The sequence below is a fragment of the Nocardioides caldifontis genome, assembly GCF_008087345.1.
Taxonomy (GTDB): Bacteria; Actinomycetota; Actinomycetes; order Propionibacteriales; family Nocardioidaceae; genus Marmoricola_A; species Marmoricola_A caldifontis.
On the sequence record NZ_VHIB01000012.1, the window covers coordinates 1 to 26,766 of the forward strand.

31 protein-coding genes are annotated in these 26,766 nt (G+C 72.4%); 13 read left to right on the forward strand and 18 right to left on the reverse strand.

Annotation, left to right across the window (positions count from 1 at the left end; all coding sequences use genetic code 11):
• Positions 1 to 7: 7 nt before the first annotated feature.
• The 4 genes from FIP57_RS18390 to glnA all read right to left on the reverse strand — a co-directional run bounded on the left by FIP57_RS18390 (position 8) and on the right by glnA (position 4,071).
• Positions 8 to 502: a hypothetical protein gene (locus FIP57_RS18390; RefSeq protein ID WP_148575016.1), complete on the reverse strand. Its 495-nt coding sequence runs from the start codon at positions 500 to 502 to the stop codon at positions 8 to 10.
• A gap of 247 nt (positions 503 to 749) precedes the next feature.
• Positions 750 to 2,126: a tyrosine-type recombinase/integrase gene (locus tag FIP57_RS18395; protein WP_148575017.1), complete on the reverse strand. Its 1,377-nt coding sequence runs from the start codon at positions 2,124 to 2,126 to the stop codon at positions 750 to 752.
• Positions 2,123 to 2,485 (reverse strand): hypothetical protein, encoded by a 363-nt coding sequence (locus FIP57_RS18400; protein ID WP_148575018.1) that lies wholly within the window; start codon positions 2,483 to 2,485, stop codon positions 2,123 to 2,125. The genes FIP57_RS18395 and FIP57_RS18400 overlap by 4 nt, the downstream gene beginning before the upstream one ends.
• A 167-nt stretch (positions 2,486 to 2,652) precedes the next feature.
• Positions 2,653 to 4,071 (reverse strand): type I glutamate--ammonia ligase, encoded by a 1,419-nt coding sequence (gene glnA / locus FIP57_RS18405; RefSeq protein WP_148575019.1) that lies wholly within the window; start codon positions 4,069 to 4,071, stop codon positions 2,653 to 2,655.
• A 226-nt stretch (positions 4,072 to 4,297) separates the two neighbouring features.
• Here glnA and FIP57_RS18410 point away from each other — a divergent pair, with 226 nt between their 5' ends.
• The gene (locus FIP57_RS18410) at positions 4,298 to 4,720 is read left to right on the forward strand and encodes an RDD family protein (RefSeq protein ID WP_148575020.1); all 423 of its coding nucleotides are present in this window, start codon (positions 4,298 to 4,300) and stop codon (positions 4,718 to 4,720) included.
• Between the two features lie 42 nt (positions 4,721 to 4,762).
• Positions 4,763 to 5,605 (forward strand): hypothetical protein, encoded by an 843-nt coding sequence (locus tag FIP57_RS18415; RefSeq protein WP_148575021.1) that lies wholly within the window; start codon positions 4,763 to 4,765, stop codon positions 5,603 to 5,605.
• A 30-nt stretch (positions 5,606 to 5,635) separates the two neighbouring features.
• Here the strand turns inward: FIP57_RS18415 and FIP57_RS18420 are convergent, their stop codons facing one another.
• From FIP57_RS18420 to lipB, 5 genes are all read right to left on the reverse strand, one after another.
• Positions 5,636 to 6,328, reverse strand: a complete 693-nt coding sequence (locus FIP57_RS18420) for a DUF4191 domain-containing protein (RefSeq protein WP_148575022.1) — start codon at positions 6,326 to 6,328, stop codon at positions 5,636 to 5,638.
• A 69-nt stretch (positions 6,329 to 6,397) separates the two neighbouring features.
• The gene (gene lipA, locus FIP57_RS18425; protein ID WP_148575023.1) at positions 6,398 to 7,396 is read right to left on the reverse strand and encodes a lipoyl synthase; all 999 of its coding nucleotides are present in this window, start codon (positions 7,394 to 7,396) and stop codon (positions 6,398 to 6,400) included.
• Between the two features lie 42 nt (positions 7,397 to 7,438).
• Positions 7,439 to 8,380, reverse strand: coding sequence for a hypothetical protein (locus FIP57_RS18430; protein ID WP_148575024.1), 942 nt, complete (start codon positions 8,378 to 8,380; stop codon positions 7,439 to 7,441).
• Positions 8,377 to 9,312 carry an ABC transporter ATP-binding protein gene (locus FIP57_RS18435; protein WP_148575025.1) on the reverse strand — a complete coding sequence of 312 codons (936 nt, stop codon included), beginning with the start codon at positions 9,310 to 9,312 and terminating at the stop codon, positions 8,377 to 8,379. The genes FIP57_RS18430 and FIP57_RS18435 overlap by 4 nt, the downstream gene beginning before the upstream one ends.
• 66 nt (positions 9,313 to 9,378) lie before the next feature.
• Positions 9,379 to 10,239 (reverse strand): lipoyl(octanoyl) transferase LipB, encoded by an 861-nt coding sequence (gene lipB / locus FIP57_RS18440; RefSeq protein WP_148575026.1) that lies wholly within the window; start codon positions 10,237 to 10,239, stop codon positions 9,379 to 9,381.
• Between the two features lie 65 nt (positions 10,240 to 10,304).
• Between lipB and FIP57_RS18445 the strand changes: the two genes are divergently transcribed.
• Positions 10,305 to 10,838, forward strand: coding sequence for a hypothetical protein (locus FIP57_RS18445; RefSeq protein WP_148575027.1), 534 nt, complete (start codon positions 10,305 to 10,307; stop codon positions 10,836 to 10,838).
• Positions 10,839 to 10,849: 11 nt separating this feature from the next.
• Here the strand turns inward: FIP57_RS18445 and FIP57_RS18450 are convergent, their stop codons facing one another.
• On the reverse strand, positions 10,850 to 11,743 hold the full coding sequence (locus FIP57_RS18450) for a TIGR01777 family oxidoreductase (protein ID WP_148575028.1): 894 nt from the start codon (positions 11,741 to 11,743) through the stop codon (positions 10,850 to 10,852).
• Entirely contained in the window at positions 11,743 to 13,683 is a 1,941-nt protein-coding gene (gene sucB / locus FIP57_RS18455) for a 2-oxoglutarate dehydrogenase, E2 component, dihydrolipoamide succinyltransferase (protein WP_148575029.1), read from the reverse strand. Before sucB ends, FIP57_RS18450 begins: the two co-directional genes overlap by 1 nt.
• Before the next feature lie 100 nt (positions 13,684 to 13,783).
• Between sucB and FIP57_RS18460 the strand changes: the two genes are divergently transcribed.
• Positions 13,784 to 14,146: a hypothetical protein gene (locus FIP57_RS18460; RefSeq protein ID WP_162529863.1), complete on the forward strand. Its 363-nt coding sequence runs from the start codon at positions 13,784 to 13,786 to the stop codon at positions 14,144 to 14,146.
• Positions 14,147 to 14,159: 13 nt separating this feature from the next.
• Here FIP57_RS18460 and FIP57_RS18465 read toward each other — a convergent pair whose 3' ends face one another.
• Positions 14,160 to 15,737: a leucyl aminopeptidase gene (locus FIP57_RS18465; protein ID WP_148575030.1), complete on the reverse strand. Its 1,578-nt coding sequence runs from the start codon at positions 15,735 to 15,737 to the stop codon at positions 14,160 to 14,162.
• Positions 15,738 to 15,775: 38 nt separating this feature from the next.
• Here FIP57_RS18465 and gcvT point away from each other — a divergent pair, with 38 nt between their 5' ends.
• The gene (gcvT, locus tag FIP57_RS18470; protein ID WP_148575031.1) at positions 15,776 to 16,861 is read left to right on the forward strand and encodes a glycine cleavage system aminomethyltransferase GcvT; all 1,086 of its coding nucleotides are present in this window, start codon (positions 15,776 to 15,778) and stop codon (positions 16,859 to 16,861) included.
• 31 nt (positions 16,862 to 16,892) lie between these two features.
• Positions 16,893 to 17,159 (forward strand): hypothetical protein, encoded by a 267-nt coding sequence (locus FIP57_RS18475; protein ID WP_148575032.1) that lies wholly within the window; start codon positions 16,893 to 16,895, stop codon positions 17,157 to 17,159.
• An 18-nt stretch (positions 17,160 to 17,177) separates the two neighbouring features.
• Here FIP57_RS18475 and FIP57_RS18480 read toward each other — a convergent pair whose 3' ends face one another.
• Entirely contained in the window at positions 17,178 to 17,765 is a 588-nt protein-coding gene (locus FIP57_RS18480; protein ID WP_148575033.1) for a DUF3043 domain-containing protein, read from the reverse strand.
• A gap of 169 nt (positions 17,766 to 17,934) precedes the next feature.
• Here FIP57_RS18480 and FIP57_RS18485 point away from each other — a divergent pair, with 169 nt between their 5' ends.
• From FIP57_RS18485 to pspAB, 4 genes are read left to right on the forward strand one after another with little or no spacing between them, the layout of a single operon-like run.
• Positions 17,935 to 18,750, forward strand: a complete 816-nt coding sequence (locus tag FIP57_RS18485) for a PspA/IM30 family protein (RefSeq protein WP_148575034.1) — start codon at positions 17,935 to 17,937, stop codon at positions 18,748 to 18,750.
• Positions 18,747 to 19,025: a PspA-associated protein PspAA gene (pspAA, locus tag FIP57_RS18490; protein WP_148575035.1), complete on the forward strand. Its 279-nt coding sequence runs from the start codon at positions 18,747 to 18,749 to the stop codon at positions 19,023 to 19,025. Before FIP57_RS18485 ends, pspAA begins: the two co-directional genes overlap by 4 nt.
• A complete protein-coding gene (gene htpX / locus FIP57_RS18495) occupies positions 19,026 to 19,979 on the forward strand; it encodes a zinc metalloprotease HtpX (protein ID WP_148575036.1) in 954 nt (317 codons plus the stop codon).
• A 5-nt stretch (positions 19,980 to 19,984) separates the two neighbouring features.
• Positions 19,985 to 20,548 (forward strand): PspA-associated protein PspAB, encoded by a 564-nt coding sequence (gene pspAB, locus FIP57_RS18500; protein WP_148575037.1) that lies wholly within the window; start codon positions 19,985 to 19,987, stop codon positions 20,546 to 20,548.
• Positions 20,549 to 20,563: 15 nt separating this feature from the next.
• On the opposite strand, the gene nadA is transcribed toward pspAB, so the two are convergent.
• Positions 20,564 to 21,745 (reverse strand): quinolinate synthase NadA, encoded by a 1,182-nt coding sequence (nadA, locus tag FIP57_RS18505; RefSeq protein ID WP_148575038.1) that lies wholly within the window; start codon positions 21,743 to 21,745, stop codon positions 20,564 to 20,566.
• A 90-nt stretch (positions 21,746 to 21,835) separates the two neighbouring features.
• On the opposite strand from nadA, the gene FIP57_RS18510 reads away from it, so the two are divergent.
• The gene (locus FIP57_RS18510; RefSeq protein ID WP_148575039.1) at positions 21,836 to 22,936 is read left to right on the forward strand and encodes a glycerate kinase family protein; all 1,101 of its coding nucleotides are present in this window, start codon (positions 21,836 to 21,838) and stop codon (positions 22,934 to 22,936) included.
• Between the two features lie 66 nt (positions 22,937 to 23,002).
• Positions 23,003 to 23,365, forward strand: coding sequence for an iron-sulfur cluster insertion protein ErpA (gene erpA, locus FIP57_RS18515; protein WP_148575040.1), 363 nt, complete (start codon positions 23,003 to 23,005; stop codon positions 23,363 to 23,365).
• Between the two features lie 42 nt (positions 23,366 to 23,407).
• On the opposite strand, the gene FIP57_RS18520 is transcribed toward erpA, so the two are convergent.
• Entirely contained in the window at positions 23,408 to 23,944 is a 537-nt protein-coding gene (locus FIP57_RS18520; protein WP_148575041.1) for a hypothetical protein, read from the reverse strand.
• A gap of 102 nt (positions 23,945 to 24,046) precedes the next feature.
• A complete protein-coding gene (locus FIP57_RS18525) occupies positions 24,047 to 24,265 on the reverse strand; it encodes a hypothetical protein (protein ID WP_148575042.1) in 219 nt (72 codons plus the stop codon).
• 62 nt (positions 24,266 to 24,327) lie between these two features.
• On the opposite strand from FIP57_RS18525, the gene FIP57_RS18530 reads away from it, so the two are divergent.
• Complete coding sequence (locus FIP57_RS18530; RefSeq protein WP_148575043.1) at positions 24,328 to 25,314, forward strand: carbohydrate kinase family protein; 987 nt, start codon at positions 24,328 to 24,330, stop codon at positions 25,312 to 25,314.
• A gap of 12 nt (positions 25,315 to 25,326) precedes the next feature.
• Here FIP57_RS18530 and FIP57_RS18535 read toward each other — a convergent pair whose 3' ends face one another.
• Positions 25,327 to 25,572, reverse strand: coding sequence for a sulfurtransferase TusA family protein (locus tag FIP57_RS18535; RefSeq protein ID WP_148575044.1), 246 nt, complete (start codon positions 25,570 to 25,572; stop codon positions 25,327 to 25,329).
• Complete coding sequence (locus FIP57_RS18540; RefSeq protein ID WP_148575045.1) at positions 25,569 to 26,702, reverse strand: cysteine desulfurase family protein; 1,134 nt, start codon at positions 26,700 to 26,702, stop codon at positions 25,569 to 25,571. Before FIP57_RS18540 ends, FIP57_RS18535 begins: the two co-directional genes overlap by 4 nt.
• Positions 26,703 to 26,766 lie beyond the last annotated feature (64 nt).

The window sequence follows — 26,766 nt, forward strand, 5'->3', positions numbered from 1 at the left end:
CATCGAATCACGGACCACCACGAGAGGAGGAGGCAAAGAGAAGAAGCTCCTCATGCGCGGCGCCGCCAGCCAGCACTGGACCGCCGCGCTCAACCAGTTCGAACTGCACTTCCCGGGGCGACTGCCCGCGGGAGCCTGAAACCCCGTCCGGCCGTTTACACAGCGAAGTTGACACGCTCTCCCAGCGCGGCTGGACGAAGTCGGCGTCCGAGCCAACCAATGCGTTGATCGGCAGCAAGCCCTTCCGGAAACGGGACTGCTGCGCGAACGGACCCCATTCCCCCCTGCCAGCCCATGCCCACCCGGGCTCACGGAGAAAGTCGGCGAGCGGCCCCTCCACGTCTTCGGCATAAAGGGCATCCACGTCGTACAGCCGGCCTTGGCGTCGCAGTTCCTCGACTGGTGCGTTTCGATCCAGAATCGGCATGAACCGACCGCCCCACACGCTGCTGAGTGTCGCGATCGCTTCGCGAACCTCCGCGCGCGAGGTCGTGTCCACCAACAGACCGACCCTCCACGGGCGCACCAGGGATTGACCGCGAGCACTCGCTACAGATCCAACCGCCATGGCCCGAGCGTAAGGATTGCCCCCGACGATTTTGCCTGAACCGCTGCGAGCGCAGGCACTTACGACCGAGGAACTGCCCGTCGGTAACGGCCGTTGGCCACCTTTCGCGCCACCATGCCGTCGCAGTGCAGACGACTCGTGCCTCCTGACAAGAGATTCATGAGTCGCGGACGGCTGGGGCTCACCCTGAGTAGGTCCCCTCGATCCGTGTCGCCGACCGGCCCGAGAACAAGCCCAGGCCGCTGAGCGTGTGCTCGAGGCCGCTCTCGTAGTACCGGTTGTCCACCGTGGCCTTGTTCTCCCAGCCGCCCAGTGCCATCAGCTCGCCGGAATCGCAGTGATAGGTGTCGATCGCGATGCGCGCGAAACGGTGGCGTAAGGAGTGCCAGGTGAGCTCGGCCATGGTGCGATTCCGCTCCAGCTGCGTGTAGCTGTGGGTCTGGGCGGACCATTCATCGCGTCGCTCGGTCCAGTCGGTGAGCGGCCAGCCCGCCTCGCGCATGGCCGGCAGCAGGTAGTCGCTTGCCCAAGCGGAGTGCCACAGTAGGCCGCCCCGGGGGGCCGGGAAGAGCAGCGCCTCTGGGTTGGTACCGGCGACCCTTTCTTCGTACGCGGCGGCAACCCGGTGCCTGAGTTGGTCCAACAGGGCGTAGCCGGTGAAGGACTGCGGTGCGATCGGTGCGAGCCGGGTCTTGTTGCCCTTGGGGGTGATGCGTCGGCTCGTGCCGGCCTTGGCGCCGGCGTCGATCTGCCAGTCGATGTGGAAGTGCGGGTCGGGGCGGCCCCCGCATCCGTCGAGGTGGACGTCGTCGGCGGTGAGCTGAAACTGCTCGCCCCAGCGAGGACCGCAGTTCGCGGCCAGCTCGGGTGCCAGCCTTCCCCAAGCCGGGAACCTGCGGGCCAGCGCGCGCCCCAGACGCATCACCTGGGGTGCGGACGGGGCGTCCTCGGGGCGGACGTAGTCCTCGTGCTCGCCGACCTGTCGGACGCGGTCGCGTCGTTCGGGCATCTCGGTGCCAACCAGGGCGGGGAGAGGGTTCACCGCGCCTTGGGGAAGCAGCTCGGATTGGGCTGCGGTGAAGTAGGGCTCCTTGCGGGCGTAGCCCCACTTGAGCAGCCCACGCCAGGCGGTGGTGTTCTGCTGCACCATGCGGGGCGTGCCGCCCTGGGCGCGCATCTGGTCCACTAGTTCGCGGGTGACGTCCATCGCGCGGTAGTGCTCGAAGCCCCGGATGGTGCGCAGCAGCTGGTCCTCGGTCTGGTTGCGGTAGCTGGACCGCCAGGGCCGCTTCCTGCCGTAGGGGCTTCGTCCCTCGGCGAGGTAGGCAGTGACCAGCATGTCCAGCCGGGTCACCGCGAGTGGGCCGGCGGCCGAGGACTCATAGGCGCTGACCTGGCTCGCCTTCCAGCGAGCCTGGTCGAGGGTGGTGCCGCCGGTGGTCTTGCCGCGGGTGCCATCGACGCGTTCCCAGCGCAGGTTGTAGTAGCGGCCGTTCTTCCCGATGCCGGTCGGCGCGTAGATCCGGATCCCGTCGTAGGTCTCCAGCGGGGGGCTCATGCCGCCCGCCTCGGCGCGTAGGGCTTCGGCTTGCGGGCGCCAGCGGGTGTGGCGGGGGTCGAGGCGAGGGGCGCGGCGCGCGTCGTGCGAGGCGTGCGAGGCTTCGGGGGACCGGAGGCGCTGCGTCGCACGCGGGCCGGGTCCTCCCCGGTGGCCTTGGGCTTCCGCGGGAGAGCGGCGAACCAGGCGAGCACCTCCTCCCGGAGCCACAGGTTGCTGGCGAAGGGCGCTCGGGGGGCAGGGAAGTCGGCGCGGTAGGTGTGCTCCCGGGCTGAGTCCACGCTGAGGTGGTCCAGCGCGGCGGCAACGTGACGGATCGTCCAGATCGGGTCGTTGAGGTCGATTTCGGTCGTGGGCATGGACGGGTCGGTGCGGGGACTGCCCGCACGCGCATCGTCGACCACGCCCGCGCAACGGGCGATGCCCGGCCCCCGGATGCCGCACGGCCCCTGCCGGGGGGAATCTGGGGCGATTCCCGGCAGGGGCCGTGCGTTTGCGCAGGTCAGCGGTCCATTGACCGCACCTGTCAGATGTCGTAGTACATCTCGAACTCGTGCGGGTGGGGCCGCAGCTGCACCGGCAGGATCTCGTTCTGCCGCTTGTACTGGATCCAGGTCTCGATCAGGTCGGGGGTGAACACGCCGCCCTCGGTGAGGAAGTCGTGGTCACGCTCGAGGTTGTCCAGGACCGCGCCGAGCGACACCGGGACCTGGTCGATCTCGGCCATCTCGTCCGGCGGCAGCTCGTAGATGTCCTTGTCGACCGGGGCGGGCGGCTCGATCTTGTTCTTGATCCCGTCGAGCCCGGCGAGCAGCAGGGCCGAGAACGCGAGGTAGGGGTTCGCCGACGGGTCGGGGCAGCGGAACTCGATGCGCTTGGCCTTCGGGTTCGACCCGGTGATCGGGATCCGCACGCAGGCGGAGCGGTTGCGCTGGCTGTAGACCAGGCTGATCGGCGCCTCGAAGCCGGGCACCAGCCGGTGGTAGGAGTTCACCGTCGGGTTGGTGAACGCCAGCAGCGACGGGGCGTGCTTGAGCAGGCCGCCGATGTAGTAGCGGGCGGTGTCGGAGAGCCCGGCGTAGCCCGACTCGTCGTAGAAGAGCGGCTCGCCGTCGTTCCAGATCGACTGGTGGCAGTGCATCCCCGAGCCGTTGTCGCCGAAGATCGGCTTCGGCATGAAGGTCGCGGTCTTGCCGTTGCGCCAGGCGACGTTCTTCACCATGTACTTGAACTTCATCACCGAGTCGGCCGACGGCAGCAGCTCGTCGAAGCGCCAGTTGATCTCGGCCTGGCCGGCGGTGCCGACCTCGTGGTGGGCCCGCTCGACCACGAGCCCGGCCTTCTCCAGCTCGACGACGACCTCGTCGCGGAAGTCACCGAAGTGGTCGTACGGCGCCACGGGGAAGTAGCCGCCCTTGTACTTCACCTTGTAGCCGCGGTTGTTCTCCTCGGACCCGGTGTTCCAGGCGCCGGCCTCGGAGTCGATGTGGTAGAAACCCGCGTTCTGCGAGGTCTCGAACCGCACCGCGTCGAAGACGTAGAACTCGGCCTCGGGTGCGAAGTAGGCGGTGTCACCGATGCCGGTGGACTTGAGGTAGGCCTGCGCCTTCCGCGCGATGTTGCGCGGGTCGCGGCTGTACGCCTCGCCGGTGAGCGGGTCGTGGATGAAGAAGTTCACGATCAGCGTCTTCCGCTCCCGGAACGGGTCCAGGTAGGCGGTCGTCGGGTCGGGGAACAGCGACATGTCGGACTCGTGGATCGCCTGGAACCCACGGATCGAGGAGCCGTCGAAGTTCAGCCCGTCGTCGAACACCGACTGGTCGAACGACGAGACCGGCACCGTGAAGTGCTGCATGACGCCGGGCAGGTCGCAGAACCGCACGTCGACCATCTCGACGCCTTCGTCCTTGATGTACTTCAGCAGCTCGTCGCTGTTCGCGAACATTCGTCCTCCTTGACCGCGCCGCGGCCGTTTGCTCGGGCGTTCGTCGTGTGTGGTCACACGAACGATCAGTCGATGCCCCCGCGCATCTGCGTTCGAACGTAGGCGTGGCCAGTTTCTCCACCGTATCCCGATTGTTTCGCGGAGGTTACGGACCTCTCACGGCCGTCCGGTCCAGCCGACAGGTCCGCCGCCGGGCCGGCGGAGCCGCCCCGGTAGCGTGAGCGCCATGGTCCCCGAGGTCTCCGGTGAGCAGGAGTACGCCGGTCAACGGCTGGGTCTCCCCGAGCAGGGACCACGTTCGGTGGCGAGCTGGGGACGTCGCATCGCCGCCCTCTTCGTCGACTGGGTCGCCTCGCTCCTCGTCGCCGCGCTGGTCGAGAGCTGGGGCGGGGTCCCGAACACCAACGGGTGGCTCACCCTGCTGGTCTTCCTCCTCGAGGCGACGGTGTTCACCGCGCTCGCCGGCGGCTCGTTCGGCCAGCTCGCCCTCCGGCTGGCGGTGGTACGGCTCGACGGCCGACCGGTCACGGTCCTCCACGCCTTCGTGCGCACCCTGCTGATCTGCCTCGTCGTCCCGCCGCTGGTCTTCAACCGTGACAACCGCGGCCTCCACGACCTCGCGGTCGGCACCGTCACGCTCGTGCGGTGAGCGTCCGCCGGAGTTGTCCGGTCCGTCCGTAAGGTGGGCGGCATGCTCCTGCGCCGCACCCAGACCAAGACCGCCGCCCTCGCTGCCGGTGCCCTGCTGACGCTCTCGCTCACCGCCTGCGGCGGCGACGAGGAGCCCACGGCGGCCGAGCCCACCCCGACGGAGTCGTCGAGCCCGACGGACGAGGCCAGCCCGAGCCCGTCGGAGAGCCCGTCGGAGAGCCCGACCGCCGACGCCCCGGCGGCCGGGGACGACGTGACCGCCTTCCTCGACCGGCTCAAGGCCGGCTTCGGTGACGAGGGGTCGGTCCACGTCTCGATGAGGATGACCGGGCCCCAGACGATCGAGGCCGAGGGCGACACGGCGTACGGCCCCGACGGCAGCGACCTGCGGATGACGATGCTGATGCCCGGCATGGGGGAGCAGGCGCTCACCATGATCGTCTCCGACCAGCGGATCTTCGCCTCGATCCCTGGAATGACACCGGAGGGCAAGTTCTTCGAGATCGCCAAGGACGACCCGCTCTACTCCCAGTTCGGCAACACCGGCATGTCGCCGGCCGACTCCTTCGCCGGCTTCGAGGCCGGGCTCGAGAGGGTCGAGCCGGTCGGCCAGGAGAAGCTCGGCGGGGAGCAGACCGAGCACGTCAAGCTCCACGTCAACGCCGCTCGCGCGATGGAGGCGATGGAGATGGGCCAGGTGCCCGGGCTCCCGGAGACCCTCGTCTACGACGTGTGGCTCGACGGCCAGGACCGGATGCGGCGGATCCGCTACGCGCTGGCCGGCACCAAGGTCGTCATGGACATGACGCAGTGGGGGAGCGAGGTGCGGATCGACCCGCCGCCGGCGAGCGAGATCGTCGAGCCGCCTAACACGCAGGGCTGACCCGGCCGGGACGCCGGCGAGCGGAGGGGCTCAGCGGCCGCGCAGGTTGCCGCGGAGCCCCTTCATGCTGGTCGGGACCGGCCCCTTCGGGAGCGGGATGTTCGACCGGGTCGCGTCCATCGCCTTGAGCCGGGCGAGCAGCTCGGTCATCTGCGCCGGCTGGACCTCGCGCTTCATCTTGGTGACGGTGCGGGTCAGCTTCGGCAGGGGCACCTGGCCCTCGTCGTAGCCGATGACGATCTCGCGGATCGGCGCCTCGGCGGCCACCCGCTGGTGCTTGGCGCGCTCGGACGCGAGCAGGTTCTTCAGCCGGTTCGGGTTGCCCTCGCCGATCAGCACGATCCCGGGCGGGCCGACGAGCCGGTGCACGACGTCCTGCTGCCGGTTGAAGGCGATCGCGGTGTCGGTCTTCCAACCGCGCTTGAGCATGCTGAGCACCGCCGCGGCCGCACCCGGCTTCCCCTCCATCTGCTTGAGCTGGGAGCGCGTCGCCCGCCGCCCGAAGACGATCAGCGTGCCGAGCACGCCGACCATCAGCGCGGTGATGACGTCGAGGATCCGCCAGTCCGGCGGGATCAGCACGTAGAACAGCGCCAGCCCGACGAGGAAGGAGAAGAGGAACGTCCCCAGCAGGATCCACCCGATCTTCGGGTCCGCCTGCTTGGTGATCTTGTAGGCCTGCCGCATCTGCGAGATGCGTCCGGGCTTCCCGTCCTTGGCCATGGTCACTCCGCCCTCAGTCGTGCTCGTCCGTGCGCCGGCCGGATGGTGCTCCGGAGCCGGAAGATTGTCTCAGACGCCGGCGGCAGCGGCCGGGGTGGTCGGGGCCGCCAGCGCCTCGCGGCCCTGGTGCGCCTCGCCCCGGTCGCCGCGGCTCTCGACCGCCTGGGCGTAGAGCCGGCCGGCGCGGTACGACGAGCGGACCAGCGGCCCCGAGAGGACCCCGGCGAAGCCGATCTCCTCGGCCTCCGCGGCCAGCTCGACGAACTCCTCCGGCCGGACCCACCGCTCGACGGGGTGGTGGCGCGGGGAGGGGCGGAGGTACTGCGTGATCGTCACCAGCTCGCACCCGGCCTCGTGCAGGTCGCGCAGCGCCTGCGAGACCTCCTCGCGCGTCTCGCCCATGCCGAGGATGAGGTTGGACTTGGTGACGAGCCCGAACGCCCGGGCCTGGGTCAGGACGTCCAGCGACCGCTCGTAGCGGAACGCGGGCCGGATCCGCTTGAAGATCCGCGGCACCGTCTCGACGTTGTGGGCGAGCACCTCGGGCCGCGACTCGAAGACCTCGGTCAGCAGGTCGGGCTTGCCGTTGAAGTCGGGGATGAGGTTCTCCACCCCGGTGCCCGGGTTGAGGTCGTGGATCGCGCGCACCGTCTCGGCGTACAGCCAGGCGCCGCCGTCGGGGAGGTCGTCGCGGGCGACGCCGGTGATGGTCGCGTAGCGCAGCCCCATCGTCCGCACGCTCTCGGCGACCCGACGCGGCTCGTCGCGGTCCAGCGGCTGCGGCTTGCCGGTGTCGATCTGGCAGAAGTCGCACCGCCGGGTGCACTGGTCGCCACCGATGAGGAACGTCGCCTCCCGGTCCTCCCAGCACTCGTAGATGTTGGGACAGCCGGCCTCCTGGCAGACCGTGTGGAGCCCCTCGGACTTCACCAGCCCTTGGAGGTGCTTGTACTCCGGCCCCATCCGGGCACGGGTCTTGATCCACTCCGGCTTGCGCTCGATCGGGGTCTGCGCGTTGCGGACCTCCAGGCGGAGCAGCTTTCGTCCGGCGGGCTCGACTGCAGTCACGGCGCCCACTCTACGTCGCGCCACCCAGTCCCTGGGGCGCCGTCAGGGGACGTCGCGGCGCAGGAACGACGCCACCGAGACGACCACGGCGAGGAGCAGCAGCGCCCCGAGGTACGCCGCGGCGTGGGTCGCGGTGAGGTCGTAGCGCGGGACGCACCCCCGCTCCCCGGGGCCGCACAGCGAGCGGTCCGCGAGCTCCACCCCGTCGAGGAGGAACGCCTGCACGTTGCGGGCCAGCGACCACTGGCTCATCCGCTCGAACGGCAGCGACGCGGCCAGCCCCTCGCCGACCACCGCGTAGCCGAGGAGCACCCCGAGGGTCCCCACGGTGTGGCGCAGCAGCATCGTCACCGCGTAGCTCCCGAGCGCAGCCGCGGCCACCAGCAGCAGCCCGCGGGCCGACCCCCGGAGCACCACCTCCCAGTCGGCGGCGCCGGGTGGGACGCCGCGGGCCACGGCGACGACCGCGAGCGAGCCCCAGAACAGCGACAGGAGGACGGCAGCGGCTCCGGTGGTGGCCAGCACGACCGCCAGCGCCTTCGCCAGCCAGACCGTCGTACGACGCGGGGCCTGGAGCAGCTGGTTGCCGATCGACCCGCTGCTCCAGTCGGGGCCGGTGAAGGTCGCCCCGAGCAGCACCGCCGCACCCACCAGCGTGAAGACCAGGACCTGGCCGCGGCCGTCGAGCTCGCCGGCGAGGTCGAGAGGTTCGCGGGGGAGGAACCACTCCAGCCGCGGCTGCGGCTGCTCGCAGGCGGAGTCGGAGGGCGAGGCCTCGAGGCACGCCTCGCGCTCCTGCTCGCCGAGGAGCTGGTCGCGGGCCAGCAGCTGCTCGGCCGCCGCGCGCTCGGTGTCGTCGGCCGGGCGGGTGGCGTAGGCGGCGGAGACCGCGAGGACAGCCGTCACCGCGGCGGCGATCAGGAGGACGACGACCACGCCTCGCCGTAGCCCGAACCGCGTCAGCTCGACGCGCAGCAGCCTCACCGGACCCCCTCCGGGGCCTCGGCGGTCGACAGCCGGCGGACGACGTCCTCGACGTCGGGCCGCTCGGGGATGAGCTCGCGGACGAAGTGGCCGTGCTCGGCCAGCACGCGGGTGACCACGGAGGGGTCGGGCGGGCCGGCCACGAACAGGTGGGTCCGGCTCTCCCGGGTGACCTCCAGCCCCGCCGCGCGCAGCAGCTCGGCGGCCTTGTCGAGCTCGGCGACGGCCACCCGGACGCCCGCGGGCTGGTAGCGGCCGACCAGCCCGGCGACCTCGCCGGAGCGCCGGACCTCGCCGCCGGACATGATCGTCACCGAGTCGCAGACCTGCTGCACCTCGGCGAGCAGGTGGGTGCTCAGCAGCACCGTCACCCCGGCGCGGCCGAGGTCGCGGACCAGGCCGCGCACCTCACGGATCCCCGACGGGTCGAGCCCGGCGGTCGGCTGATCGAGGACCACCAGCTCCGGCTCCTTCAGCAGCGCGGCGGCCAGCCCGAGCCGCTGGCGCATCGCGACGGAGTAGCCGCGGACCCGCTCCTCGCCGTGCCCCTGCAGACCCACCTGCTCCAGCACCTGGTCGACGCGCGACCGGCGGACCCCGGCCGCACGCCCCAGCAGCAGCAGGTTCTGCCGGGCGGTGAGCCCGCGGTGGAACGCCGGGTGGTACACGAGCCCGCCGACCCTGCCGACCACCCGCGGCAGCCGTCGGGGGACCGGCTCGCCGAACAGGGCGGCCGTGCCCGACGTGGGGCGGGCGAGCCCGAGCAGCATCCGGATCGCGGTGGTCTTGCCGGCACCGTCGGGGCCGAGCAGCCCGTGGACCTCACCGCGGGCGACCGCGAGGTCGAGCCCCGCGACCGCCACCAGGGGGCCGCCACGCAGCCGCCGGTGCTCCTTGCGGAGCCCGTGCGTCTCGATGACGAGGTCGGTCACGGCGCTCCCGGGGTCGACAGGGTCTCGGAGGGACGGGGTCCCGGCCCAGCCTGCCGCACCCGCGGGTCAGGACGACGGATTGACCACGGGGACACGCAAGGCCGGGACCAGGGCAGCCTCGCTGCGCGGTTCGTGGTCCGGGGTGCGCTCGTAGGGGCCCCACCCGAGCAGCTCCGTGAGGTGCCGCTGCACGGAGGGGAGGACCTCCTCGACGGTGACGTCCCGCCCGAGCTCCGCGCTCAACGAGGTCACGCCGGCATCGCTGATCCCGCAGGGCACGAAGCGGTCGTACCACGCGAGGTCCACGTCGCAGTTCAGCGCGAACCCGTGCATCGCCACACCCTGCGACACCCGGATCCCGATCGCCGCAATCTTCCGCTGCGCTGATTGCGCGAGCGTGTCGGCTGCGCCGCCACGCTGCCGCTGTGCCGATTCCGCGAGCGTGTCGGTTGCGCCGCCACGCTGCCGCTGTGCCGATTCCGCGAGCGTGTCGGTTGCGCCGCCACGCTGCCGCGGGGGCGAGTGAGCGTCGTCGATCCAGACGCCGCTGCGGCCGGGGACGCGGGCGGTGGCGACGCCGAGGTCGGCGCAGACCGCGATCAGTGCCTCCTCGATCCGCCGCACGTAGTCGACGACCTTGACGTGGTCGGGGAGCCGGACGATCGGGTAGCCGACCAGCTGCCCGGGGCCGTGGAAGGTGATCTTGCCGCCGCGGTCGACGTCGATGACCGGGGTGCCGTCGAAGGGCCGCTCGTGCGGCTCGGTGCGCTTGCCGGCGGTGAACACCGGCGGGTGCTCGAGGAGCAGCACGGTGTCCGGCTCGCCGGCGACGACCCGGGCGTGCACGTCCCGCTGGAGCTCCCACGCCGCGAGGTACTCCACCGCCGAGGGCCCGAGGCCCGGGATCTCGAAACGCAGCTCGCTCACGGCGTCGAGCGTACGCCTGTGGATGACGGGGGCAGCCGGTCGGCGTCCGGTGCCACCATGCGGCCATGCCTCTGCCACCCGCGCTCCGTCCCGTCCTCGGCTGGGGTGCTCTCACCGTCCTCGCGGTCCTCGTCTCGCTGGCCGTGGTGCGGCTGCTCGAGCCGGGTGCCGGTCCTGGTCACGCCGCGGAGCCGACGGCCCGGCCGCCGGCCCCCGAGCAGGTCGCGGTCGCCCTGCTGCGGGAGTGGGACGAGCGGCGAGCCGCGGCGTACGCACGGGGGGACGTGCCGGCGCTCCGGGCGCTGTACGCCGACGGCTCCGGTGCCGGGTCGCGGGACGTGCGGCTCCTCGAGGCGTACGTCGACCGGGGGCTCGTCGTGGAGGGGCTCCACCAGCAGCTTCTCGAGGTCGAGATCGTGGACACTGCCCCGCACCGGCTGACCCTGCGGGTGCGGGACCGGCTCGCCGGGGGCACCGCGGTCTCCGCCGCGGGCCGCGTCGCGCTGCCGCGGGACCGGCCGTCGACGAGCGACGTCGTGCTCGTGCGGCAGGCGGGCCAGTGGCAGGTGTGGTCGGTCGACCCGGTGCGCAGGGGGTGAGCGCGACCGGGCTAGCGCAGCGCGGCCGCGAGCCGGTCGGTGATGTCGTTGTGCGCGAACGCGTAGCCCGCCTCGAGCAGCCGCTTGGGCTCGAGCCGCTGCGAGGCCAGGATCTCGCCGCCGATCGGCCCGACCAGCGCCGTCGCCCGCAGCGGCAGGGAGGGCACCCGGAGGACGGTGGGCCGGCCGAGCGCCTTCCCGAGGGCCTCGGTGAACTCCGCGTTGGTCGACGGTTCGGGCCCGGTGAGGTTGAACGGCCCCGAGAGCTCGTTGTGCGCCAGGAAGGTCGCCGCGGTGAGCCAGTCGTGCAGCGAGATCGTCGCGAAGAACTGCTCGCCGTTGCCGATCCTCCCGCCGAGCCCGAGCCGGAACGGCAGGAGCATGGCGGGGAGCGCGCCGCCCCGGCGGTCGAGGACGACCGAGGTCCGCATCAGCGCGACCCGCGCCCCGGCCTCGCGGGCGGGCTCCGTCGCCGCCTCCCACCGGCGCACGACGTCACCCATGAACGTGCGCGCGTCGACCGGGCTGTCCTCGGTGATGACCGTGCTGCCGCGGTCGCCGTACGCCGCCACGCCGCTCTGGGCGAGGAACGCCGGCATCCGGTCGCTGCCGGCGATCGCCTGGGCGAGCGTCCGGGTGGTGTCCACCCGCGAGGCCGTGAAGGTGCGCCGGTAGCGCTCGTTCCACGGCACGTGCACCAGCGGCGCGCCTGCGAGGTTGGCCACCACGTCGGCACGCTCGACGACCGCGCGGTCGACCGTGCCGCTCGCCGGGTCCCACCGCACCTCGTCGGCGGCGGTGGGTTCCCGACGGACCAGCCGGACGACCTCGTGGCCGTGCTCGACGAGCGCCTGCGTCCAGGCGCCGCCGAGGAACCCCGAGGCGCCCGCGACGACGAACCGCATCAGACCTCGAAGTGCCCGGCCTCGAGCCGCTCCTTGACGTCGGACAGGAACCGTGCGGCGTCCGCGCCGTCGACCAGCCGGTGGTCGTAGGTGAGCGCCAGGTAGACCATGTGCCGGATCGCGATCGTCTCGCCGAGGTTCGGGTCGTCGATCACCACGGGCCGCTTGACGACGCTCCCCGTGCCGAGGATCGCGACCTGCGGCTGGTTGATGATCGGGGTGTCGAACAGCGCACCGCGGCTCCCGGTGTTGGTCACCGTGAACGTGCCGCCGGCCAGCTCGTCGGGGCCGATCTTGTTCGAGCGTGTGCGCTCGGCGAGGTCGGCGATGTGGCGCGCCAGCCCGGCGACGTTGAGGTCGCCGGCGTTCTTGATGACCGGGGTGAGGAGCCCCTTCTCGGTGTCGACCGCGATCGCGATGTTCTCGTGGTCGTAGTAGGTGACCTCACCCTTCTCGGTGTCGATCCCGGCGTTGAGCGATGGGTGCACCTTGAGCGCGTCGATGGCCGCCTTGACGAAGAACGGCAGGAACGACAGCTTCACGCCCTCGCGCTCGGCGAACTCGGCCTTCTTGGCGTCCCGCAGCCGCGAGATTGCGGTGATGTCCACCTCGACAACCGTCGTGAGCTGGGCCGAGACCTGGAGCGACTCGACCATCCGCTTGGCGATGACCTTGCGCAGCCGGCTCATCTTCTCGGTCCGGCCGCGCAGCGGGCTCGGCGCCTTCTCGGCCGGCTTCGCGGCCGGCGCCGCCCCCTGGTCGGCCGCGGGCGCGCTCGGCGCGGGCGCCTCCTGGGCGGCCCGGGCCGCCTCGAGGACGTCCTGCTTGCGGATCCGCCCGCCGACACCGGTGCCCTTGACCTTCGCGAGGTCGACGCCGTGCTCGGCGGCCAGCTTGCGCACCAGCGGGGTCACGTAGCCCTGCGAGTCGCCCTGGCTCTCGGTGGTCGCGGCCGGCGTCGGGGCGGACTCCGCCTTGATGTTGCCGGCCTGCGCCTTGTCCTCGGTGCGGGGCTGCTCCTCGGTGCGGGGCTGCTCGGCCTTCGCCGGGGCGTCGGCCTCCTTGTTCTCCGGCTCCTCGGCCTTCTCGGGCTCGGGCTCCTGCTCGACGGCCTCCTCGGCCTGGGCGGCCTCCTGCTCGTCGGCCGCGTCCTGGTCGTCGGTCTCGGCGACCGGGGAGGGCTTCTCGGCCTGGTCGGAGCGGCCGCCACCGGAGCCGCCCGAGGGCTGGCCGGACCCGACCAGGGCCAGCTCGGCGCCGACCTCGACGGTCTCGTCCTCCTGGACCTTGATCTCCAGCAGCGTGCCGGCAACGGGGGAGGGGATCTCGGTGTCGACCTTGTCGGTGGAGACCTCGAGGAGCGGCTCGTCGACGGCGACCTCGTCACCGACCTGCTTGAGCCAGCGGGTGACGGTGCCCTCGGTCACCGACTCGCCGAGCGCCGGGAGGGTGACCGGGGTGGACTCGCCGGAGCCGGACCCGCCGCCGTCGCCGCCGCCGTCGCCGGAGCCGGACGAGGGCTGCGCCTCCGCGGCGGCCTCCTCCTTCTCGGAGCCCCGTTCCTCGGCCTCCTCCTCGAGCGGCGTCTCGTCCTCGCCGGAGTCGCCGGAGTCGCCGGAGTCGCCCGCGTCGGACTGGTCGGAGTCCTCGCTCTCCTCGGCCTGCGCGGAGCTGTCGCCGCCGCCCGAGCCACCGCCCTCGCCGGCGTCGCCGATCACGGCGAGCTCGGCGCCGACCTCGACCGTCTCGTCCTCCTCGGCCTTGATCTCCAGCAGCGTGCCGGCGACGGGGGAGGGGATCTCGGTGTCGACCTTGTCGGTGGAGACCTCGAGGAGCGGCTCGTCGACGGCGACCTCGTCACCGACCTGCTTGAGCCAGCGGGTGACGGTGCCTTCGGTGACGGACTCGCCAAGTGCTGGGAGGGTGACTGGTGTCGCCATGCGCTGTGATCGCTCCTTCAAGGTCCGAAAGGTGCCCTCGTGGGGCGGCGGGGGACGCGCCCATCCTTGCACTTACCCCGTTTACGTCACACTGGTCCCCATGGGAATGCTCGACCGCTTCCGCGTGTCACGGCGTCGCGGTCGTCCGCGCCGGTCGAACGGCGGATTCACGACAGTCCGGCCCTCCGACGAGGCCGACCAACGCCACCTCCGCGAGTTCGTGCAGAGCCGGCGGGGAGTCGAGGGGTTCGTCGAGCCGCGCACCGCGGTCAGCGACGTGACGCTCCTGCTGGTCGCCCACGACGGCGAGTGGACCCGCCGGCGGGTGCCGTCGACCGAGTGGGCCCACCGGTTCGCCAACGACGCGGGCATCCCGTCGTACGACGCGTCGGTGGTGGGCTACCCCGACCGGATGCGGGACTTCAACCGCCGGCGGAAGGCCGGGCGGGGGGACACCGGCTGAGCCGGCGCCCCGCTCAGCCGGCCTGCTCGAGCTCCTCCTCGTCCGCGGAATCCGCCCGGAACGGCCGCTCGCCGAGGTCGCGGGCGAGCTCGACCAGCGTCGCGACGGCGACGCCGGTGCCGCCGGTCGGGACGTGGCCGTACGCCCCCTTCTCGTTGTACGCCGGCCCCGCGATGTCGAGGTGGGCCCACGGGAGGTCGTCCACGAACTCACGGAGGAACGCCGCGGCGTAGGACGCCCCGCCCCACCGCTCGGAGTTGTGCTGGGCCAGGTCGGCGATCTTGGAGTTGCCGCGGACCTTCTCGCCCATCTCCTCGGGGATCGGCATCGGCCACAGCGCCTCGCCGGCCCGCTCGCCGACCTCGCGGATCCGGGCGACCAGCCCGTCGTCGTTGCCGAAGAGCCCGGTCACCCGGTCGCCGAGCGCGACCATGCAGGCGCCGGTCAGGGTCGCCACGTCGACGACCACGTCGGGCTTCGCCTCGCGGGCGTGGACCAGGGCGTCGGCGAGGACCAGCCGCCCCTCGGCGTCGGTGTTGAGGACCTCGACGGTCTTGCCGCCGTACATCGTCAGCACGTCGCCGGGCCTGGTGGCCGAGCCGGAGATCATGTTCTCGGCCATCGGTGCGAACGTGGTGACGCGGACGGGCAGCCCGAGCTCGGCGATCGCGAAGGTCGCGTTGACGACCGCGGCGGCGCCGGCCATGTCCATCTTCATGGTGGTCATCGACGAGCCCGGCTTGATCGAGAGGCCGCCGGAGTCGTAGGTGATGCCCTTGCCGACCAGCGCGAGGTGCGCCGTCGCGCCGGCCGGCTCGTAGCTGAGCTGGACGAGCCGCGGGGGGTTGTCCGACCCGCGGCCCACCCCGAGGATGCCGCCGCAGCCGCGCGCCTCGAGCTCCTGCTCGTCGAGGACGGTGACCTTGACGCCCTTCACGCCCTTGGCCGGCTTCTCGGTGGCCGTCAGCGCCTTCTTGCGGGCCTTGCCGAGCGCCGCGACGGCCTCGGCGAACGCGGTGGGCCGCAGGTCCCCGGGCGGGGTGTTGACCCAGTCGCGGGTGCGGGTGATGGCGTCGACGACGACCTGCGCCTCGGTGAGGGCCTGGGTGAACTCCGCCTTGCGGGCGTCCTCGCAGAGCACCACGACCTCGCCGGGGCGGTCGTCGGAGCGGCGGGTGCGGTAGGTGTCGAAGGAGTAGCCGCCCAGGCTCCACCCTTCGACCGCGGCCCGGACCAGCGCCGGGTCGCCGCTCGGCAGGGCGAGCGCGACGGACGCGGCGTTGCTGACCGAGCGGGCGGCGACGCCGGCCGCCCGGCGGACCGAGGTGCCGGTGACCTCGGGGCCCATGCCGACGAGCACGAGGACGGCGGCCTTGAGCGTGCCGCCGGTCGGGACGGTGGCGGCCTGGCCGGGCTTGCCGGAGAGGTCGAGCATCGACAGCAGCGGCTTGAGCTTGCGCCCGTAGGCCTCGGTGACCCCCTCGGCACCCGGGGCGAGCCGCGGGCCCTTGTCGGTGGAGAGGACGCCGACCACGACGGCGTCGGTACCGGTGCGCTCGACGGCGCCCTTGCGCAGGATGAAGGAGGTCACCGGGCAATGGTAGGAGGGCCGCTTGTAGGTTCGGCCGCATGAGGCGTTCCCCGCTGCACGACCGGCACGTCGCCCTCGGCGCGAAGCTCTCGGAGTTCGGTGGCTGGGAGATGCCGCTGGAGTACCCCGGGGGTGTCCTGAAGGAGCACGCCGCGGTCCGCGAGGCGGTCGGCGCCTTCGACGTCAGCCACCTCGGCAAGGTGCGGCTCCGGGGTCCTGGGGCCGCCGAGCTGGTGAACCGCACGCTGACCAACGACCTCGGCCGGATCGAGCCCGGACAGGCGCAGTACACCTTGTGCTGCGACGCCTCCGGCGGGATCGTCGACGACCTCATCGCCTACCTGCACGGCGACGACCACGTGCTGCTCGTGCCCAACGCCGCCAACGCCGCCGAGGTGGCCCGGCGGCTCGCCGAGGCGGCACCGGCGGAGGTCGAGGTCACCGACGAGCACGAGGAGTGGGCGGTGCTCGCGGTGCAGGGCCCGCGCTCGGACGCCGTCCTGGAGCGGTTGGGGCTCCCGACCGGCCACGGCTACATGTCGTTCGCCACCCCGTCGTACGACGGGGCCGAGGTGGTGGTCTGCCGCACCGGCTACACGGGGGAGCGCGGCTACGAGCTGCTCGTCTCCTCGGCCGGCGCGGGGCCGCTCTGGGACGCGTTGCTCGCGGCCGGTGAGGAGGTGCGCCCGTGTGGGCTGGGAGCCCGGGACACGCTGCGCACCGAGATGGGCTACCCGCTGCACGGCCAGGACATCTCCCTCGACGTCACCCCCGTCCAGGCCCGGCTCGGCTGGGCCGTCGGCTGGTCGAAGGAGGCGTTCTGGGGCAAGGAGGCGCTGACCGCCGAGCGGGCCGAGGGGCCGGCCCGGGTGCTGCGCGGCCTCGTCGCCCAGGGGCGCGGGATCCCGCGGCCCGGGATGCGGGTGCTACTCACCGCGGACGTCCCGGTCGGGGAGGTCACCTCCGGCACCTTCGCCCCGACCCTCCGCAAGGGCGTCGGGCTGGCGCTGCTCGCCGAACAGGTCGCCGAGGGCGCCGAGGTCACGGTGGACGTGCGGGGCCGGCGCGAGGTCTTCGTCGTCACCCGGCCGCCGTTCGTCCCCGCCCACGTCCGCGAGGGGTGAGCCCGTCGAAGCGAACACCTAGGGTGACGCCATGACGCACTCCACGGAGCCCTCAGGTTTTCTCAGCGAGCGTCCGGCGCCCGGCGCGGTGTGGGCGTGGCGGCTCCTCGACGCCGACGGCAAGGAGGTCAGCGCCGAGGACGCCGGGCTGGGCCGCGGTCCGCGGTTCACCTCCCAGGGCGACGCCGAGTCGTGGCTGGGCGAGAGCTGGCGCGAGCTGGCCGACGAGGGGGTCGACGCGGTGACCCTGCTCGAGGGCGACCGCGAGGTCTACGGCCCCATGAGCCTGCACGCCTGAGGGCGGCGCGGCTCCGCCTCAGCGGTAGTGCTCGGGGAGCGGCTCGCCGAGCTTGCGCTGCGGCTTAGGCAGCCGGAGGAACCGCATCTGCAGGGTGCGCATGAAGGCGTAGGTCGTCGTGCCCTTCAGGCTGTCGTCGGGGAAGCGCCGCTTCAGCTCCTTGCGCATCCGCCAGCGGAGGAACAGCGAGTCGACGACCACGATGATCAGCGTGCCCTGCATGATCGCCGAGCCCAGCACCGTGGCGTTGGCCGAGGTGAGCAGCAGGCTGGCGAAGAGCAGCGGCAGGGCGAACTCCGCCATGGAGAGCCGGGTGTCGACGTAGTCACGGACGAACCGGCGCACCGGCCCCTGGTCGCGCTTCGGCAGGTAGCGCTCGTCGCCGTCCTTGATCGCCTGGCGGATCGTGCGGCTGCGCTCCGCGCGGTACTGCCGCTGCTGCTTCTTCGAGGCGCGGGGGTCCAGCGCCGCCTTCGCCCGGGCCCGGGCCGCTGCCTCGGCCTCGCGGCGGGACGGCGTCGGACGCCCCTTGCCGCCCGGCTTGGTGGTCGCCGGCTGCTCGGCGACGGCGGCGGGGGCGGCCTCGGACTTCTGGCGACGGAACAACGCGGACCTATCGTCGAGCTCGGGTGGCGGGGACGAGGGGAGCGGCCCTCGACCTCCCCGCCGATGACGAACCCCAGGGTAGCGGCCGGAACTTCCTGTCGGTCCCGTGCGTTCCCCTCGTAGGCTGGCGCTTGACGAGCCTGCCCGACGACCTGGAAGGGGCCTCCCGATGAGCCTCATGAAGCGCATCCGGCTGATCTTCAGCGCCAAGGCGAACAAGGCGCTGGACCGCGCGGAGGACCCCAACGAGACCCTCGACTACAGCTACACCAAGATGCTCGAGATGCAGCAGAAGGTCCGCCGCGGCGTGGCCGACGTCGCCACCAGCCGCAAGCGGCTCGAGCTGCAGATGAAGCAGCTCCAGCAGGGGGCCGACAAGCTCACCAACCAGGCGCAGGCCGCGCTCGCGCAAGGTCGCGAGGACCTCGCCCGCGAGGCGCTGACCCGCAAGAGCGGCATCGCCCAGCAGCTCACCGACCTGCAGGCGCAGCACGCCCAGCTCCAGGGCGAGGAGGAGAAGCTCACGCTCGCCTCCCAGCGGCTGCAGTCGAAGATCGAGGCGTTCCGCACCAAGAAGGAGACCCTCAAGGCGACCTACACCGCCGCCCAGGCCCAGACCCGGGTGAGCGAGGCGTTCTCCGGGATCTCGGAGGAGATGGGCGACGTCGGGCTCGCCGTCCAGCGCGCCGAGGACAAGACCGCGCAGATGCAGGCTCGCGCCGGCGCCATCGACGAGCTGATCGCCTCCGGTGCCCTCGACGACCAGATCTCGATCGGTGGCGGCGACGACATCGACCGCGAGCTCGCCGCGCTCTCCTCGACCTCGTCGGTCGAGGCCGAGCTCGCCCAGCTCAAGGCTGCTCAGAGCGGCGGGGCGATCAGCGCCGGTGAGGAGCCCAAGGCGATCGACGCCCAGGGCCCCGCCTCGACGGAGGCGCAGTCCCAGCCGGCGGCCGAACCCGTCGAGCGGAAGGACGAGTCGTGATCATCCGGATCATGGGCGAGGGCCAGTGGGACCTCGACGACTCCCACATGGAGGCGCTCAACCGGCTCGACGCCGCGGTGGAGGACGCCGTCCAGGCGGGTGACGAGGTGCAGTTCAGCCAGGGGATGGCCGCGCTGCTCCACGCCGTACGCACGGAGGGGACGCGGCTCGAGGACGACTCCCTCGAGGACTCCGACCTGATCCTGCCGCCGTCCGACGCGACCATGGAGGAGGTGCGGGCCCTCCTCGGCGACGAGGGGCTGGTGCCCGACTAGATGAGCAACCGCTTCGTCAAGGACCACGGGCTGACCGCCCGGATGACGCTCACGATGTTCGTGCTGGGCGCGCTGTTCGTCGCGGTCGTCGTCGGGCTGATGTTCGCCGTCCAGAACGCCGGGCTGGCGATGATCATCGGGGTCGTCGGGCTGGGCATCGCCTGGTTCCAGTACTACAACTCGGACAAGATCGCGCTGAAGGCGATGCGGGCCCGGGTCGTGGCCCCGCACGAGGCGCCCGAGCTGCACGCGATGATCGACCGGCTCTGCGCGATGGGTGACCTCCCGAAGCCGACCGTCGCGATCGCCTACACCGACATGCCCAACGCGTTCGCGACGGGCCGCTCCCCGCAGCACGCCGCCGTCTGCGTCACCACCGGGATCCTCGACCGGCTCACGCTCGAGGAGCTCGAAGGGGTCCTCGCCCACGAGCTCTCGCACGTCGCGCACCGCGACGTCATGGTCATGACGCTCGCCTCGTCGGCGGCGATCATCACCGGGATGGTGCTCCGCGGCGCCCAGTACGGCGGTCTCGGGCTGCTCAGTGGCGGGCGGCGCGACAACAACAACAACGGGCTGCCCATCTGGCTGCTGGTCCTCCTGGTCAGCATCGTCGTCTACGCGGTCAGCTTCCTGGCGATCAAGCTGCTCTCCCGCTACCGCGAGCTGGCCGCGGACCGGGCCGGCGCCTACCTGACCGGCAACCCGTCGGCCTTGGCGAGCGCGCTGACCAAGATCACCGGCCAGATCGCCCAGATCCCGCAGCGCGACCTCCGGTCCTCGCAGCCGATGAACGCCTTCTTCATCGCCCCGGCGGTGAGTGGGATGTCGTGGCGCACCCTCACCGCGACCCACCCGACGCTGGAGCAGCGGCTCGAGCAGCTGGCGAAGGTGGCCACCGAGCTGGGCCGCCCCCTCGACGGCGGGTTCCCGACCCGCGGCCCGGGGCACTGACGCCCGTGGGGTTCTGGCAGACCATCACCGGGCGGAGCAAGCCCAAGCCACCGAAGATGGACGCGCTGTTCGCGCTGCCCGCGGCGTCGCTGACGCTGCAGACGTCGGCGGACTTCGTGATGACCGGTCGTGGGGCGATCTGCTTCCGCGCCGCCGAGGGACCGGCCTTCGCCCAGACGCTCGCCGACACGGTCGCGCTGCTCGACGCCGACGACGACCCCGACGTCGAGCAGGTCACCGACCAGTTCGGGTTCACGTGGCTGGTGGCCCGGCAGGAGGACATGGGGGCGCTCGCCACCGACCTGCACGCGGTGGTCACCCAGCTCGAGCTGCAGGGGTTCGCGCACACCGTGCTCTGCGCGCTGGTGTCGTTCACCGACCCCAGCGGGCGGAGCCTCGCGCTGGTCTACCTCTACAAGCAGGGCACCTTCTACCCGTTCGCGCCGACCGGGCACCAGCAGCGCGACAACGTGCTGGAGCTCCAGGTGCGCGACCTGGTGAAGACCGACCTCCCGGTCGAGCCCGACCTGTCCCGCTGGATGCCGCTGTGGGGCGCTCCCGGGCTCTGACCCCGCGCCTCCCGGTCAGCCCGGGAGGTCGAGCATCCGTTGGAGGGCGACCTGCGCCCAGCGCTGCGTCTCGGGGTCGACCTCGATGACGTTGACCGCCTGGCCCGCCACCAGGCTCTCCAGCGCCCAGACGAAGTGCGGCAGGTCGATCCGGTTCATCGTCGCGCAGTAGCAGACCGTCTTGTCGAGGAAGACGATGTTCTTGTCCGGGTGCGCGTCGGCGAGCCGCTGGACGAGGTTGAGCTCGGTGCCGACCGCCCACGACGAGCCGGCCGGGGCCGCCTCGATGGTGCGGATGATGAACTCGGTCGACCCGACGAGGTCGGCCTTGGTGACGACGTCGTGGGTGCACTCGGGGTGCACCAGCACCTGGACGCCCGGGATCCGCTCGCGGACCTGGTCGACGCAGTCGGCGGTGAACCGGCCGTGCACCGAGCAGTGGCCCCGCCAGAGGATGATCCGCGCGGCCTCGAGCTCCTCGCGGGTCAGCCCGCCGTTCGCCTTGCGCGGGTCCCACACCACGCAGTCGTCGAGCGAGAGCCCGAGCTTGAGCACCGCGGTGTTGCGGCCGAGGTGCTGGTCGGGGAGGAAGAGCACCTTGGTGGCCGGTCCACGCTGCTCGAAGGCCCAGCGCAGCGCCACCTCGGCGTTGCTCGAGGTGCACACCGCACCGCCGTTGCGGCCGCAGAACGCCTTGATGTCGGCCGAGGAGTTCATGTAGGTCACCGGCACCACGACGTCCGCGACCCCGGCGTCCTCCAGCGCGTCCCAGGCGTCCTCGACCTGGGCGAGCCTCGCCATGTCGGCCATCGAGCAGCCGGCGGCCAGGTCGGGGAGCACGACCTTCTGGTGGTCGGCGGTGAGGATGTCGGCGGACTCGGCCATGAAGTGCACCCCGCAGAACACGATGTGCTCGGCCTCGGGTCGGGCGGCCGCGTCACGCGCCAGCTTGAAGCTGTCGCCGGTGACGTCGGCGAACTGGATGACCTCGTCGCGCTGGTAGTGGTGGCCCAGCACGAAGACGCTGGACCCCAGCGCCTCCTTGGCGGCCCGCGCGCGGGCGACGAGGTCCGGGTCCGAGGCCGGGGGCAGGGCGCCCGGGCAGTCGACCCCGCGCTCGGAGTCCGGGTCGACGCCGCGGCCCAGGACCAGCAGCGGGAGGTCGATCGGCTTGCCGGTGGGCTCGGTCACAGTCATGACGCGTATCCTCCCATCGCCGCCGTCTCGCACGCGCGCGAGTTCCACGAGTCGGCACCGGAGCAACACCTGGCCCGGAGGGGGCATTCCGTGCGGATCCTGGTCGCGCCGGACAAGTTCGCCGGCACGCTGACCGCTGTCGAGGCGGCCGAGGCGATCGCGGAGGGGTGGCGTCGCCGCGCCCCGGGCGACGAGCTCGACCTGGCGCCGATGTCCGACGGCGGCCCCGGCTTCGTCGACGTGCTGCACACCGCGCTGGGCGGCGAGCTCCTCGCGGTCACGGTCACCGGCCCGTACGGCACGCCGACACCGGCCACCGTGCTCGTCGACGGCACCACGGCGTACGTCGAGGCGGCGCAGGCGTGCGGGCTGCACCTCGTGCCGCCCGACGAGCGCGACCCCGAGCGGGCCACCACCCGCGGCGTGGGGGAGCTCCTCGACGCCGCCGTCGCCGCGGGCGCGCGCACCGTCGTGGTCGGGCTCGGCGGCTCGGGGACCAACGACGGGGGAGCCGGGCTGCTCTCCGCCCTGGGCGCGACGGCGGTGCCGGCGGAGGCCCTGGACGGCGGTCCGGCGGCCCTGGCCACGCTCGAGGAGGTTGGGCTGGCGGCCCCCCGCGAGCGGGTGGCCGGCGTCGAGCTCGTCGCCGCCTCGGACGTCGACAACCCGCTGCTCGGCCTCACCGGCGCGACCAACGTGTACGGCCCCCAGAAGGGGGTCGCGGAGGACCGGTTGCAGACCGTCGACGCCATGGTGGAGAGGCTGGCGGAGGCCACCGACAAGTCGGTCGCGAAGGTGCGCGGGGCCGGTGCCGCCGGCGGGCTGGGGTTCGCCCTGCTGCTCCTCGGAGGGCGGCGGGTCCCGGGGATCGACCTGGTCGCGGACGCCGTACGGCTGGGGGAGCGGGCGGCGCAGGCCGACCTCGTGGTCACCGGTGAGGGCGCCTTCGACTTCTCCTCCCGCTCCGGGAAGGTGCCCTACGGCGTGGCCTCGGTGGCCGCCCAGGCGGTCCGCCCGTGCGTGGCGCTCGCCGGGAAGGTGCTGGTGGGGTCGCGGGAGATGCGTGCCCTCGGCGTGGAGTCGGCGTACTCCACCAGCGACCTGGTCGGCGAGGAGGCCTCCTTCGCGGACCCCGCGGGGAGCCTCGCGGCGCTGGCCGAGCGCGTGGCGCGCAGCTGGTCGACCGGGTGAAGGAATAACCATCGATGTGCGAGCATTGACGAGGCAGTCACCCACGTCGACCCAGGGAGCCACCGCATGACCGAGCAGGTCGAGACCCAGCCCGAACTCCGCACCGACGGCATCAACCTGTCGTCCGCGGCTGCCGCGAAGGTGAAGAGCCTCCTCGACCAGGAGGGCCGCAACGACCTCAAGCTGCGCATCGCCGTCCAGCCCGGCGGGTGCTCCGGCATGCGCTACCAGCTGTTCTTCGACGAGCGCGACCTCGACGGCGACATCGTCACCGACTTCGACGGCGTCGAGGTCGTCGTCGACCGGATGAGCAGCCCTTACCTCAACGGCGCGCTCATCGACTTCGTCGACACCATCGAGAAGCAGGGGTTCACGATCGACAACCCCAACGCCTCCGGCTCCTGTGCCTGCGGCGACAGCTTCCACTGACGCAGCCGCACGGCCACACGCTTCCGAGCGGGTGGCGGGGTCCTACTCGTAGGGCTTCGCCATCCGCTCGACGCGTACCCGGGGGGTCGCCGAGCCGTCGAGCACCCCGCGCCCCCCGAGCGGGGACTCCAACGTGACCCGGACGGTCTTCCGCACCGCGATCTCGATGCAGGTGTCCGCGGGCTCTGCAGGCGGCACCGTCGAGAGCGTGATCGTGACGCCGCCCGCGTCCTCCACCACCGACGGTGTGTCGAGCCGGCCGTGGCACGCGGGCACGCCCGTGGTGTAGTTCAGCGCCAGCCGGTCGGGGGCCTCGAGGACGTAGCCGTCGATCCGGACGCCGCGATCGGAGCGCTGCGGCTCCTCGACGGAGCCGTCCTCGTCCGGTGACGGCTGCTCGTCCGCCCCCTTGGAGGGTGCGGACCCGCCGCCTGACGGCTCCTGGGGAGCGGTGGCGTCGTCGGCGACCCCCAACTGGTCGGCGCTGCCGTCCGGTCCCTGCGGGCCGTTGCCGGAGAGCAGCCACCAGACCAGCACGGTGACGAGCACGACGGCGAACGCCGCCGCGCCGCTGCTCACGGCCCCCTTCTTCCTCATGGCTCTGAGACGTCCACGGGGTGGGTTCGGTTCCCGTCGGCCCGCGGACGGGGCGCCGTGGCGGTCAGTCCGGTGCGGGTCGGGCTAGTCGAAGTGCAGCTCGAGCCCCGCGGCCATCTCCGCGAGCGAGGGCGGGACGTCCAGCGCGGTGCCGGCCGACCGGTCCGTCGTACGGGAGGAGAGCGGGTCGGCCCCGGTCGGGGGGAACGGAGGGAGCCGCAGCTCGCGGCCGACCTCGGCGCAGTCGGCAGCCATCTCGGGGGTGCTCGCAGCGTCGTCGTAAGCCAGCCTCTGGTAGGTCATGGCTCGACGCTAGGGGTTACCGACCGGTCGCCCAACGAGTACCGATCAGTAGTGTGCGGCCCATGTCGTTGCTGATCACGGGCTCCATCGCCACCGACCACCTGATGACCTTCCCCGGCCGGTTCCGGGACTCCCTGGTCGTCGACCAGCTCGACAAGCTCGCGCTGTCGTTCCTCGTCGAGGACCTCGAGGTGCGTCGCGGGGGGTGTGCCGCGAACATCTGCTTCGGGCTGGGCAGCCTCGGGCTGCGCCCGGTGCTGGTCGGGGCGGTCGGCGCGGACTTCGTGGAGTACCGCTCCTGGCTGGAGCGCCACAACGTCGACTGCAGCAGCGTGCACGTCTCGGAGACCAAGCACACCGCCCGCTTCGTGTGCACCAACGACTCCACGATGGCGCAGATCGCGTCGTTCTACGCAGGCGCGATGTCGGAGGCCCGCGAGATCGAGCTGACCCCGGTCGTGCAGCGGCTCGGCGGCGTCGACTACGTGCACATCGGCCCGAACGACCCCGAGGGGATGCTCCGCCACACCCAGGAGTGCCGCGACCGGGGCTACAAGTTCCTCGCCGACCCCTCCCAGCAGCTCGCCTTCGGCGACGGGGAGATGATCCGCGACCTCATCGACGGCGCGGAGATCCTGTTCTCCAACGAGTACGAGGCGGCCCTCATCACCCAGAAGACCGGCTGGAGCGAGGAGGAGGTGCTCAGCCGGGTCGGCACCTGGGTCGTCACCCTCGGCGCAGAGGGGGTCCGCATCGACAGCAAGGGCAAGGAGTCGATCCGCGTCCCCGCGGTGCCGGAGACCGAGAAGGTGGAGCCGACCGGGGTGGGCGACGCGTTCCGCGCCGGCTTCCTCGCCGCGCTCGGGTGGGGGCTCTCCTTCGTGCGCGCCGGCCAGCTGGGCTGCCTGCTCGCCGTGTACGTCGTCGAGCGGGTCGGCACCCAGGAGTACACCCTCCACCAGCGCCAGTTCCTCCAGCGCTTCGAGCAGACGTACGGCGCCGAGGCGGCCGCCGAGATCGCCGAGCACGTCCGGACCGCCCGCCCCTGACGCGTCCCGGTCTCAGACCAGCCGGCGCACCAGGAACGTCGGGACGCCGTCCTCGGCGGCGGTCTCGCCGAGGTGCTCCTGCCCCCGCATCCGGCACCACGCCGCGATGTCCGGCCGGGCGGCGGGGTCGTCGGCGGTGACCGCGACCACCGCGCCGACGGGCACCTCGTCGATGCGGTTGGCCAGCTTGATCACCGGCAGCGGGCAGCGCATCCCCCGGCAGTCGAGCTCGAGGGCCGGCGTCACGGCGTCGCTCACCGGTCCACCCTCGCGCGCAGCTCGGCGACGACCTCCGGGAGGACCGCCGCGAGCGCGTCCACGTCGGCCTCGGTGGTGGCCGGGGAGAAGGTGACCCGCGCGTTGCCGTGGGTCAGCGCCCCCATCGCCACCAGCACGTGGGAGGGCTCGAGGGCGCTCGCCGTGCACGCCGAGCCGCTGGCCACCGCGAACCCCCTCCGGTCGAGCTCGGTGACCAGGGCCTCCCCGTCGACGTACAGGCAGGAGAACGAGACCAGGTGCGGGAGCCGCTTCTCGGGATGGCCGTGGAGCTCGACGTCGGGGATGGTCGCCAGGCAGCGGCGCAGCCGGTCGGCGAAGGTGCGGTGGCGGCGGGCCAGCTCCTCGCGCTCCGCGACCCGGACCTGGAGGGCGGCGGCGGCGGCGAGCGCCGCCGGGACGTTCTCGAAGCCGGCCGACCGGAGGTCGACCCGTTCGTCGGTGGGGAACGGCGGTCGCCAGCGCGTCCCCTTGCGGACCAGGAGGACACCGACGCCGGCCGGGCCGCCCCACTTGTGGGCCGAAAGCGCGGCGGCCGCCCAGTGCTCGGGCAGCGGCAGCCGGGCGCCGACCGCGCAGGCGTCGACGAAGAGGGGCACGTCCCGGAACGCGGCGGCCACCGCGTCGAGCGGCTGCACCGTCCCGACCTCCGGGTTGGCCTGCTGGACGGCGACCACGGCCGGCTCGTCGGCCGCGGCAGGCGGCACGACCTGACCGGTGCGGTCCACGGGGAGCACCTGGGTGCGCGCGCCACCGTGCTCCTCCCACCACCGTGCGGCGGCGAAGACCGAGGAGTGCTCGACCGCCGAGTGCACGAGGGTGCGGCTGGTCCTGGATTGTCCCTTGAGCAGCCCCAGGACGCCCAGGTGGACCGCGGCCGTGCCGGAGGCGGTGAAGGTGACCTCGTCCTCGCGCACCCCGAGCGCCTCGGCCACCGCGGCGCGGGCGTTGTCGAGGAGGAGGCGGGCCTGGCGGGCGGGGGAGTGCAGCCTCAGGGGGTCTGCGTACCCCGCTCCCGAGCCGGCGTCGTACGCCGCGACCAGGGCCTCCCGGGCACGGGGGTCGAGGGGCTCCGACGAACCGCTGTCGAGGTACCGGGACAATGGCTGCACGGCACAAGCGTAGGCAGCGCGCCCTGGGGCACCTGTGTCCGTGTCGCAGTAGTAGGGTTCGGTT